At 46.1% G+C, this 10,743-nt stretch carries 10 protein-coding genes; 5 read left to right on the top strand and 5 right to left on the bottom strand.

The genetic code is table 11. The annotated features are described in order from the left end of the window. The first annotated feature begins 153 nt into the window (after positions 1-153). Positions 154-537: a hypothetical protein gene (locus K9N75_RS08115; protein WP_096081021.1), complete on the top strand. Its 384-nt coding sequence runs from the start codon at positions 154-156 to the stop codon at positions 535-537. On the opposite strand, the gene K9N75_RS08110 is transcribed toward K9N75_RS08115, so the two are convergent. Beyond that, the gene (locus tag K9N75_RS08110) at positions 534-797 is read right to left on the bottom strand and encodes a YkgJ family cysteine cluster protein (protein ID WP_224452452.1); all 264 of its coding nucleotides are present in this window, start codon (positions 795-797) and stop codon (positions 534-536) included. The genes K9N75_RS08115 and K9N75_RS08110 overlap by 4 nt on opposite strands. A 363-nt stretch (positions 798-1,160) precedes the next feature. Between K9N75_RS08110 and mtr the strand changes: the two genes are divergently transcribed. Together mtr and yeiP are read left to right on the top strand one after the other, a co-directional pair. Continuing rightward, positions 1,161-2,411 (top strand): tryptophan permease, encoded by a 1,251-nt coding sequence (gene mtr / locus K9N75_RS08105; protein ID WP_008812923.1) that lies wholly within the window; start codon positions 1,161-1,163, stop codon positions 2,409-2,411. A gap of 157 nt (positions 2,412-2,568) precedes the next feature. Further along, the gene (gene yeiP, locus K9N75_RS08100) at positions 2,569-3,141 is read left to right on the top strand and encodes an elongation factor P-like protein YeiP (protein WP_004096007.1); all 573 of its coding nucleotides are present in this window, start codon (positions 2,569-2,571) and stop codon (positions 3,139-3,141) included. Between the two features lie 66 nt (positions 3,142-3,207). Here the strand turns inward: yeiP and uxuA are convergent, their stop codons facing one another. Then, positions 3,208-4,398, bottom strand: a complete 1,191-nt coding sequence (gene uxuA, locus K9N75_RS08095; RefSeq protein WP_004096008.1) for a mannonate dehydratase — start codon at positions 4,396-4,398, stop codon at positions 3,208-3,210. A 446-nt stretch (positions 4,399-4,844) separates the two neighbouring features. Between uxuA and K9N75_RS08090 the strand changes: the two genes are divergently transcribed. Then, positions 4,845-6,311 carry a mannitol dehydrogenase family protein gene (locus tag K9N75_RS08090; protein ID WP_224452451.1) on the top strand — a complete coding sequence of 489 codons (1,467 nt, stop codon included), beginning with the start codon at positions 4,845-4,847 and terminating at the stop codon, positions 6,309-6,311. A 52-nt stretch (positions 6,312-6,363) separates the two neighbouring features. On the opposite strand, the gene K9N75_RS08085 is transcribed toward K9N75_RS08090, so the two are convergent. The 3 genes from K9N75_RS08085 to K9N75_RS08075 all read right to left on the bottom strand — a co-directional run bounded on the left by K9N75_RS08085 (position 6,364) and on the right by K9N75_RS08075 (position 9,364). Next, positions 6,364-7,896, bottom strand: coding sequence for an EAL domain-containing protein (locus K9N75_RS08085; protein ID WP_130954987.1), 1,533 nt, complete (start codon positions 7,894-7,896; stop codon positions 6,364-6,366). Positions 7,897-8,079: 183 nt separating this feature from the next. Further along, positions 8,080-8,823 (bottom strand): GntR family transcriptional regulator, encoded by a 744-nt coding sequence (locus K9N75_RS08080; RefSeq protein ID WP_008812920.1) that lies wholly within the window; start codon positions 8,821-8,823, stop codon positions 8,080-8,082. Positions 8,824-9,040: 217 nt separating this feature from the next. Then, complete coding sequence (locus K9N75_RS08075) at positions 9,041-9,364, bottom strand: YmdA family protein (RefSeq protein WP_008812919.1); 324 nt, start codon at positions 9,362-9,364, stop codon at positions 9,041-9,043. 368 nt (positions 9,365-9,732) lie between these two features. On the opposite strand from K9N75_RS08075, the gene K9N75_RS08070 reads away from it, so the two are divergent. Then, complete coding sequence (locus K9N75_RS08070) at positions 9,733-10,719, top strand: CobW family GTP-binding protein (RefSeq protein WP_224452450.1); 987 nt, start codon at positions 9,733-9,735, stop codon at positions 10,717-10,719. Positions 10,720-10,743: the final 24 nt, after the last annotated feature.

Raw genomic sequence — 10,743 nt, 5'->3', positions numbered from 1 at the left:
AACGTGCGGCAACTGAGATTACAGCGAAAATAAATCATATTGAAGGGTGACTTCACGGGGAATTCACAATAGCGGTTTACAGTAAGGCTAACAGTAGGGCTGACCATTGCTGTATTGCCCTAAGCGTCTTTATGAATGACAACGGATGTTAATATGGATTTGTTAAAATATCTTATGTTTAAAACGTTATTATCAATAGGAATGGTTATACTCACTTTCGTGTCATACTTTATGAAAGAACCTATATACGAGGGTATTTTTCGTCAGCATGCCCGTCATATCAGTGGCAGAGATTTTACCGGTATCGGTGAGTTGGGTTCTTGCCTATTATTCAGCATACTCATTTTTATTATTTGTTATCTCCCGACAAGAGTAGTCGTTGCTATATCAACAGGGATAACTTTATTTTTAGCCTTAAATAATTTCAACGTAGAACATCCAATAAGAGAATATAGTCAAATAATCCTCTTTTTGTTTATGCTATCTCTGACTTATTTTTTATCCAGCCAAGATAAATATATCCGTAAAGCTATTTAAACTATATCAGGCGCAGTCTCTTGTTCTAATTTGACGAGATAGATAAGCGCCTGATCGCGATGACCAAAACACATATCTTCAGCGGCCTGAAGCCCACCACACACCCTTGGCCTCAACGGTGATAGAAAGATTTTGCACCGCATATCATCGTCAAGCTGAATACAGCGCGTATTGGCGGGTTTACCCTGCGGCATTCCAGGGATAGGACTCGAGATTGAGGGAGCGATACAGCAAGCTCCGCAGTCGGAACGGCAGTCCATCGAGGATCTCCGGTGGGCTGTCTTAAATAGCTGTGACAGGATCAGCGCGCGGACAATCCGCCTAACTCTTATACAGGTTTTTAAACCGATTTGCAGAGATAGTTAGCCTCTCCCATTCTGATTGCTAAAACGTCGTCACGTCGCTTAATTTTCCAGCACACAGACGCCCATATCATGTCTTAAGAATTATTCTAGCCGTGCTGATTAGGATGGCGCAGATTTGACCCACGCTCGTATGGAATAACAGGATATTCAGCTAATTCTTTCGCCTCTAATGCAATAACGCTGTTTACTTCTCTGCAAACACTGCGTACCATTGAGCTAGTACACAAGAATTAGCATGCCGCTAATCAGGAGCAAAGCATGACGATGGAGAATACCTTGACTCAAACAATACGCCGCCCGTCAGTCCTTGGGGGCGCGATGATTATTGCCGGAACCGCCGTAGGCGCGGGAATGTTTTCTATTCCGGTGGTCACCGCAGGAGTCTGGTTTACGGGTTCCGTCTTGCTGCTGATCTATACCTGGGCCTGTATGTATATTTCTGGCCTAATGATCTTAGAAGCTAACCTAAACTATCCTGCCGGGGCTAGCTTCCACACCATGGTTGGCGATTTGCTAGGTAAAGGCTGGAACTCACTGAACGGGTTATCGATTACGTTTGTTTTGTATATTCTGACCTACGCCTATATTTCTGCGGGCGGTTCGATTATTACCCATACGCTGGAGCCTTACTTTGGCGTGGGACAAACGGCTGCAGGCTTGGTTTTCGCCATCATTGTTGCTTTTATTGTGTGGTTATCCACCCGCGCGGTGGATCGCTTGAGCACGATTCTGATTGGCGGGATGGTCATTACGTTCCTGCTTTCAACCGGCGATATGTTTACCCATGTCAACGCATCAGTCTTGTTTAATAGCAGTGATGATAAAGCCAGCTACCTGCCTTATGCGCTAGCTTCGTTGCCTTATCTACTCACCTCGTTTGGCTATCATGGCAATGTTCCTGGTCTAGTGAAGTACTACCATAAAGATGCAAAATCGGTGGTGCGCAGCCTGTTTATGGGCACCCTGATCGCATTAACGATTTACATCTTTTGGCAGTATGTGATTCAAGGCAATATTACCCGAGCAGCATTCCAACAAATCATCTCAGAAGGTGGGAACATCGGTAGTTTGCTTAAGCAAATGGGTAACGTAGCCAGCAGCAACATTGTGAATCAGCTACTGAATGCGTTCTCTTACATGGCGCTGGCAAGCTCTTTCTTGGGGGTTTCCTTAGGGTTGTTCGACTTTATCTCTGACTTCTTTAAGTTTGACGATACCCGTACAGGGCGAACCAAAGCAGCGTTGGTTACCTTTGTTCCCCCGACAATTGGCGCTCTCGCTTTCCCAAATGGCTTCCTCTATGCCATCGGTTTTGCAGGCTTAGCCGCTACCATTTGGGCCGTTATTGTGCCTGCAATGATGGCACGCGCCAGCCGTAAGCGCTTCCCTAAAGCAACTTATCGAGCACCGGGGGGCTCAGCAATGATTCTATTCATTATTGCTTTTGGCCTCATTAACGCCGTTGCTCATATTCTGTCGCTACTCAACTTGTTACCAGTTTATCAATAACTCATCAAAAACTCTGATGCCGGAGCACTCGCTCCGGCTTTTTAAGCCAAATATTTCTGCTTTTTTATCTCCGCCTCTTGCCTAGAAAACGCGGCGCGGGTAACGTGTCGCCACAAGCTAAAGACTGAATTTGCAAACTTATAAACAAGGTTTTTCTATGCCAAGAGCTAATGAAATTAAACGCGGTATGGCGGTGACTTTAAACGGCAAACTGCTGCTGGTTCGCGATATCGATGTACAAAGCCCAAGCGCTCGTGGCGCTAGCACACTGTACAAAATGCGTTTTTCCGATATTCGTACCGGTTTGAAAGTTGAAGAACGCTTTAAAGGCGATGACATTCTGGAGGAGATTTCTCTAAGCCGTCGTCAGGTTAACTTCTCCTACATCGATGGTGACGAATACGTCTTCATGGACAACGAAGATTACACCCCGTACACCTTCAAAAAAGATCAGATTGAAGAGGAATTGTTGTTTATTCCTGAAGGCGGCATGCCAGGCATTCAGGTACTGACAATGGATGGCCAAGTTCTAGCGCTTGAGCTGCCTCAAACCGTCGATATGGAAATTGTTGAAACTAGCCCAAGTATCAAAGGCGGTTCTGCAAGCGCACGCACCAAGCCTGCGGTAATGAGCACGGGTCTGACGATTCAGGTTCCAGAATACCTGAGCAGCGGTGAAAAAATCCGTATCCATATTGAAGAACGTCGCTTTATGGGCCGCGCTGACTAATCTGTGTTAAAACAGCAAAAAGGGATGCCTCGGCATCCCTTTTTTTGTGATTTCAAACGACTAAAATCACTTCATTTCTGGAAATAGCGCACGCTTAAGCGCTAATTCGACGCCGCGTACTTCTGCCAAACCTTTCAGCCGACCAATCGCCGAATAGCCCGGATTGGTTTTTTTCTTCAGGTCGTCCAACATCTGGTGTCCGTGATCTGGACGCATCGGAATTGGGCGCATATTTCCCGCTTTCTGCCGACGTTGCTCTTCGGTCAGAATGGCTTTTACCACCGCGTACATATCAACATCGCCCTGCAAATGCGCACCTTCATGGAAGGTTTTCGGGTTCTGCTCACGGCAGGTAGAACGTAAATGTGTGAAATGAATGCGATCGCCGAAGGTCTCAATCATTTTGACCAAATCATTGTCGCCACGCACGCCGTAAGAACCGGTACACATAGTAAAACCGTTGTAGATACTATCTACGGTGTCTTTTAGCCATTGCATATCTTCAATGGTGGAAACAATGCGAGGCAGACCGAGAATCGGACGCGGTGGATCATCAGGATGTACCGCCAGTTTCAGGCCACAGGCTTCTGCCACTGGGACGATCTCTTTCAGAAAATATCCCATATGCTCGCGCAGCTTGGCTTTATCAATACCATCATATTCAGCTAAACGTGCACGGAACTGGTCCAGCGTATACCCCTCTTCCGCTCCTGGTAAACCAGCGATGATATTGCCCGTAAGCTTGGCAATATCCGCTTCGCTCATATTGTCAAAATAGGTTTTGGCCTGCGCCTGCTCTTCTGCGGTGTAATCTTCCGTCGCATTCGGACGTTTAAGAATATGGAGCTCAAAAGCGGCAAACGCGATCTGATCAAAACGCAGGGCTTTAGAGCCGTCTGGCAGCTCATACTCTAAATCGGTGCGTGTCCAATCCAGAACTGGCATAAAGTTGTAGCACACAGTATCTATGCCACAGGCTGCTAAGTTTTGCAGAGACAGTTTATAGTTGTCGATGTGCTGCTGATAATTACCGGTTTGGGTTTTGATCTCTTCATGAACCGGCACGCTTTCAACAACAGACCACGTCAGTCCTTTTGCTGCTAAAATCGCTTTACGCTTCTCAATTTCTTCAACTGTCCAAACTTCTCCGTTAGGGATATGGTGCAATGCTGTCACTACGCCGGTTGCTCCAGCCTGACGAATATCATCCAATGACACCGGATCGTTCGGGCCATACCAACGCCAAGTTTGTTCCATCTGTCTCTACCTTCTGCGGGTGAAAATACAAGTAATCGTGTTTTGAGGATTCTCTGTGATAGATTTGGCAGCAAATGCCACGCTAAGTCGGTAAATTCGTAATGCTGTTATACCAAAACCACACAGGTATCATTTAGCTTTTACCTTACTCTTTGGCGTTTTCCTGTCAAAACCCAATCCACTATTGGTTGATCCACTTCACGAATATTCTAGAATTTTGGACTAACCAATTTCATTTTCTGTCATATGACTTTAGACTGCAAGCCACTTTGACGATCTTGTAAGATGTCAGACCGCGTTGGTTTATATACAGCTTGAACACTTCCGTGCTGAAAAAGCGCACTGTATTGCTGGCAAGCAAAGTGGTCTAACACCTTTTACTTCACCGTTCTGATGCTGACAGGCTTTTATCCGTCTGCCGCGTACATCTTCTAATGGAGTTCAGCATGAAAAACCTAGCAAATCATTCTTTGCCAGACGGCGTTAAACAGCCAACCTATGACCGTGGCGCACTCAAAAGCCGTATCGTTCACCTTGGTTTTGGAGCATTCCATCGCGCCCATCAGGCGCTGTTAACCGATCGTGTGCTGAATCAAAAAGGCGGGGACTGGGGTTATTGCGAAGTTAACCTGTTCGGTGGAGAAAAGCTGATCGAGCAGTTACGCGAGCAAAACCATCTCTATACCGTGTTAGAAAAAGGTGCAGAGCAAAATCAGGCTATCGTTGTCGGCTCCGTGCATGAATCGCTGCACTCGGATCTCGACGGAATTCAGGCCGTTATTGAGAAAATGGCTGAGCCTCAGGTAGCCATTGTTTCCTTAACCGTAACGGAAAAAGGCTACTGCATTGAGCCGGGTAGCGGAAAGCTGGATCTGAACAACGCCCTGATTAAACAAGACTTAGCTGCACCTCAGGCACCAACCTCTGCGCCAGGAGTGATTGTTGAAGCCTTACGTCTACGTCATGAGCGCAATTTGCCGCCGTTTACCGTGCTGTCTTGCGACAATATTCCAGAAAACGGTCACGTTGTGAAAAATGCAGTATTAGGCTTAGCCAATGCGCGCGACCAAAAACTGGCTGCATGGATCGAGGCTAACGTGACCTTCCCAAGTACCATGGTTGACCGCATCGTACCAGCGGCAACCGAGGAAACGCTGGCAGAAGTCGCACAGGCGATCGGCATTGAAGATCCTTGTGGAATTGCATGCGAACCGTTTATCCAGTGGGTCGTAGAAGATAACTTCGTCGCAGGCCGTCCAGAGTGGGAGATCGCCGGTGCCGAACTCGTGGCAGATGTTCTCCCGTATGAAGAAATGAAGCTGCGCATGCTCAACGGCAGCCACTCATTTCTCGCTTACTTAGGCTATTTGGCTGGCTATCAGCACATCAACGACTGTATGGAGGATCCCGCCTATCGAACTGCAGCACACCGCTTGATGCTGCAAGAGCAAGCGCCAACGTTACGCGTTACCGGCGTAGACTTGGCGCAGTATGCCGATCGTTTGATTGAGCGTTATAGCAATCCCTCACTGAAGCACCGCACATGGCAAATTGCGATGGATGGGACTCAGAAGTTACCTCAGCGTATGCTGGACTCCATTCGCTGGCATATCGCCCATGATCACGCATTTCCATGCTTGGCATTGGGTGTCGCGGGTTGGATGCGCTATGTGGGGGGCGTTGATGACCATCACCAAACCATTGATATTCGTGACCCAATGTTAGACACATTGAAAGCAACGGTTGCTGCTAGCCAAGAAGGTGAAGCGCGCGTTCAGGCGCTGCTGGGAATTAAAGCCGTATTCGGTGACGAACTGCCAAAACAATCTGCATTTGTGCAGGCAGTGACCAAGGCTTATTTAGCGCTCGTTGAAAATGGTGCGGCTAATACTTGCGCATCTTTAGTGAAGTAAATCTCTATTGGCTATCCTGTTTAGGATAGCCAATTCCTACCAAAGCATTTCGCTATAACCATTTATCACTAAAGGTTTTCTGATCCTCTGGCCGGCCAAACAAATATCCTTGCAGGTAATCGATATGGTATTTTTTAAGATGCTCTGCCTGCTCTGATGTTTCCACACCTTCAGCAACAGTGACCAACTGCAAACGCTTAGCCAAATCAATCACATTATCCACAATATGACCTGATAACGCGTCAGAGCCAATCATGCGGATAAAGCTTTGGTCGATTTTAAGGATATCTATTTGGAATTCTCTCAGATAAGCCAAACTAGAATGGCCTGTACCAAAGTCATCTAGCGCAATCCTAACGCCAAGTTCATGGAGCTCGTGGAATATGCGATGAGTGAGTTCACTGGGGACAATGAGCTGACGTTCTGTAAGCTCCAGCACAAGCTGAATTTTATAGCCTTCAAACGCGTTGATAAACAAGCGGCAATCGTCGACAAGGCTAAGATCTTTGAAATGGCTAGCGCTGATGTTAATTCCAAAATGGAAATTATATGGCAACTGCTCAGCTAAGGGGGCAAAGTAGTCTCTCACCTGCGCCATTAAATCGCGAGTCATAGGCACAATCAAACCGGAGTCCTCGGCCAATGGAATAAACTGGTTAGGTGCGATCATTCCCATTTGTGGATGGCGCCAGCGCATTAATACTTCGCATCCAGTCAAATCATTATTTTCACAGCTCACAACAGGCTGGATATAAGGAATAAATTCGTGGTTTTTCAGCGCACTTCTTAGCTCTGATAACGGCGAGTTAACGCGGCCCATAGTGCGGTAGGTTATAACCCCTAATAAAATAGCCAACAGAGGGAATAAAATAATACTACCCGACGAGTATTCCCACACATACTCCCAATGCGTGGAATAAGGAATTTCTGTTGCCACTGAATAAGGGAAATGCTTCGATGTCTGAAAATAACTGGTTCCGTGGGGTTTGAATTTGTCATTAGAGACATGCCCAGAGCTGTCCATCCAACTTGTACCGACCAAAAGATGGATTTCTGTTGGTGACTTAAGCAGCTCTAGAACATTTTTAAGATAATACCCATCGATGCCCACTAATACGCTATGTTCGCCATAGGATTTACGAAACGCGATAAGCGAACGGTTAGGCGTGACGGGGTTACCATTGAGCATCAACAACATCCCCCCCACATATTTAGGGGTATTTACCGCCGTCGAATATTTACCTGCAAGCGAAGAGCAATATACATTATTGCCCGTAGCCAGATTGACCGTACGGATATCAGGAACCACCGTGACTTGGTAGCGCAACGCATTTTGCGTTTCAGTCGAACACTCTTTTCCAAGGTAGCCACGCACGGCGTTCGCCGCGATTTCAGCATTCTGTAGCGTCGCGTCAAATTGCGCTACAGCACGTTGCAGCCGCTGTGCAATATCCCGCTCCATGCCTCGTGAAATCTGCCAAGAAATAGTCATTACGGCAATAATAAGGATCAGAGTTGCAACCAGTAGAGAGACAAGCAGTCGAGCTACAGGTCGAAAGTTAACCGTGCGAAAAAGTTGAGTCATATATCAGTTACCAGCAACTCATGATGAGTGTTCTGCTCATTATGTCGATAAACTGCCATAAATAGCCATTTATTGTTGGGTATGGTTATCTGGTACACAATTTTATAAGAAAAAAACATTAAATCATTGGCATTGCGCAGGGGAAAATCACGGTAATACCATGCCAATAGTTACAGTATAAGATCACTCATTGGGTAACACAGGCGTTGATTCAAATAAAAATCCATCAAAACTTGGATCTTCAGGATCGGAAATCTCCAACAATTTTGTTTTTACATTTTCCAAGTGCTGCCACATGGCTTGTTTTGCCGACTTTGCATCACGGCGTAGCACGGCATGTAGAATTTTTTGATGATCGTCTAGCCAGTTCCAACGATAGCTAAAGTCGCTGGTATGAACATGCAAGCCACTCCACATCGGATTATGTTTTCTCGCTTGCCAAGCATCGTGCACCATACTGGCTAACACGCTATTTTGGGTTGATTGAGCAAGCAGACAGTGAAAGAGCTCATCGGCACTTTCATCTACTGTGCCTAGCGACAGTGATTGGCGTTCTTGTTCAATCGCTTTGCGCATTTTCATGATATCAGCCTTGGTGGCCTGCACAGCCGCAAAAGCGGCTATCTCACTCTCAAGCAACTGTCTTGCTTGTAACAATTCAAAAGGTCCATACGTATTTTCATCAAGATCTGTCACAGCGGCGCGACGCTGGCTCTGCGGTAGAGCCACAACATACACACCAGAACCTTTACGTACATCAATCAGCTTTTCTAACTCCAGCATGATAAGCGCCTCACGCACCACGCTGCGACTGACACTAAATTGTTCAGCAATATCGCGCTCTGGGGGGAGCCGCTCCCCAATAGGATACGCACCTTGCGCGATCAGATTACGCAGAGTATTTCCGACTTCTTGATACAATCTCATGCTGCTACCTTCTCTACCGTAAACGCTGATGAGGATAAATTAACACCATAATTGGCCAGACCAAATACTCAAATGATAGGAACACTATGACGATTTGGTCTGATTGTATCACAGCAAAGAAATCACCTAAGCGAAAACGCACGAATAGAAAGGCGTAGATAAGTCTGCCTTATCTACGCCAAATTAAAGATGGGTTATTTCAGATACAGAGTCGTTGTCAGTGATAGTTAATGGTAAGCACACCCAACGTGTGGCTTTCATTAATCCATTTTAATTGGCTGGTTCCAACAGAGACCGGAAGTTCAGAAGGTCTGGTACTAATCTGGCTAATAGGTCGACTCAAGCTCTCCTCTTTGCCATTGCGTTCACAGCGTGTTTTTACATGATTTTTCTCTAATGCAACGTCGCATCCATCTTCAACAATCACGCCAACAAAATGAATGACGCCAGTACTTACCGCATGAACCGGAGTTACAACACTAACAAATAAAGGCAATCCCAAGCCGACAGCGAAAAACATCGATAACCGAGAAATTTTCATGGCCACCTCATTAATTTCCCACACAAATTGCTGCTAGCTAGTCATCACTCCACCGAAGATCGCACTCACATGAACCGATGGTGTTTTAAAGATAGCAGCCGATGAAAAAACCAACGGCAGCCTAAAAAGAATCCTTAGGAATATATGTACACTCATTGAATTACGGTAGGTAACCACGTGATAGAGAAAACTATCAGCATTAAATAAAGAAAATGGATAGGTCTACACGCTAACCAAAACCGAAATAGACCTGATCAGGTTTTATTTTCGTTTAACTTTTGTTTAGCATGACAGCACTTTCTCCATCCTGAGAAAATGGGGAGATATGGTAAAATTGCAGCCGTAAAGTGGTTGAGTCGGGGTATTAAATGACAAAAGTAAATCTCATCACCGGATTTTTAGGCAGTGGTAAAACGACCACTTTGCGACACTTATTAGCCAACAAACCCGAAAACGAAAAATGGGCGGTTCTGGTTAATGAGTTTGGCGAAATCGGTATCGACGGCTCCCTATTAGCGGATACAGGTGCAGTGCTTAAAGAGATCCCTGGTGGCTGCATGTGTTGCGTCAACGGATTGCCGATGCAGGTTGGTCTGAACATGCTGCTGCAACAAGCAAAACCCGATCGACTATTGATAGAGCCCACGGGCTTAGGCCACCCTAAGCAGATTCTTAATCTACTGATGTCGGATGTCTATCAAGCGTGGCTTGGGCTAAATGCGACGTTGTGCATTCTTGATGCTCGCCAACTCAGCGATGAAAAGTACACCGGCAATGAAAACTTCCGCGATCAGCTTGCTGCTGCCGATATCATCGTGGCAAACAAGCAAGATGTGTACAGTGACCATGACCGAGAGCAGCTGGCGCGCTGGGTACAGGAATCAGGCAAAGGGCGGAAGATTGTTACGGCAGAGCAAGGCCAAATTGAGGTCGCCTTGCTAAATAGCGCACGTGAAAATCTGGCTGAATTGCCTAATGCAAAGCACCACCATCACAGTAAAGCGCCATCATCGGGTATTGCTGCCTTACGTTTGCCTGATGGACAAAACTGGCGTCGTTCTCTTAATCAAGGACAGGGATATTTTAGCTGTGGATGGGTTTTCAGTGCAGAAACAATCTTTGATACCGTGGCTGTGCTCGAATGGGTTCGGTTAGCTCCAGTGATACGAGTGAAAGGAACGCTGCGCATTCCTGAAGGTACTTTAATTGTAAATCGTCAAGGTGATGATTTTCATATCGAAACTCGTCAAGGTTCGCCGTTAGACAGTCGTGTAGAACTCATACATGACGCGGAAACGGACTGGAATACGTTACAAAGCGCGCTTCTTAAAGCTCGAATTAAAGCAATATCTTAATTTTTTGAATTCTTAAATAGGTCT

The organism is Hafnia paralvei (assembly GCF_020150375.1).
In the GTDB taxonomy this organism is placed as follows: Bacteria; Pseudomonadota; Gammaproteobacteria; order Enterobacterales; family Enterobacteriaceae; genus Hafnia; species Hafnia paralvei.
Note: the sequence above shows the minus strand (reverse complement) of the source record. Positions and strands in the feature narration are given on the sequence as shown.

Bases quoted from the DNA above. Each gene is read 5' to 3' on its own strand.
- K9N75_RS08115 (WP_096081021.1), top strand. From the start codon at position 154: ATGGATTTGTTAAAATATCTTATGTTTAAAACGTTATTATCAATAGGA.
- mtr (WP_008812923.1), top strand. From the start codon at position 1,161: ATGACGATGGAGAATACCTTGACTCAAACAATACGCCGCCCGTCAGTC.
- K9N75_RS08110 (WP_224452452.1), bottom strand. From the start codon at position 797: ATGGACTGCCGTTCCGACTGCGGAGCTTGCTGTATCGCTCCCTCAATC.
- K9N75_RS08070 (WP_224452450.1), top strand. From the start codon at position 9,733: ATGACAAAAGTAAATCTCATCACCGGATTTTTAGGCAGTGGTAAAACG.
- K9N75_RS08090 (WP_224452451.1), top strand. From the start codon at position 4,845: ATGAAAAACCTAGCAAATCATTCTTTGCCAGACGGCGTTAAACAGCCA.
- uxuA (WP_004096008.1), bottom strand. From the start codon at position 4,398: ATGGAACAAACTTGGCGTTGGTATGGCCCGAACGATCCGGTGTCATTG.
- yeiP (WP_004096007.1), top strand. From the start codon at position 2,569: ATGCCAAGAGCTAATGAAATTAAACGCGGTATGGCGGTGACTTTAAAC.
- K9N75_RS08080 (WP_008812920.1), bottom strand. From the start codon at position 8,823: ATGAGATTGTATCAAGAAGTCGGAAATACTCTGCGTAATCTGATCGCG.
- K9N75_RS08075 (WP_008812919.1), bottom strand. From the start codon at position 9,364: ATGAAAATTTCTCGGTTATCGATGTTTTTCGCTGTCGGCTTGGGATTG.
- K9N75_RS08085 (WP_130954987.1), bottom strand. From the start codon at position 7,896: ATGACTCAACTTTTTCGCACGGTTAACTTTCGACCTGTAGCTCGACTG.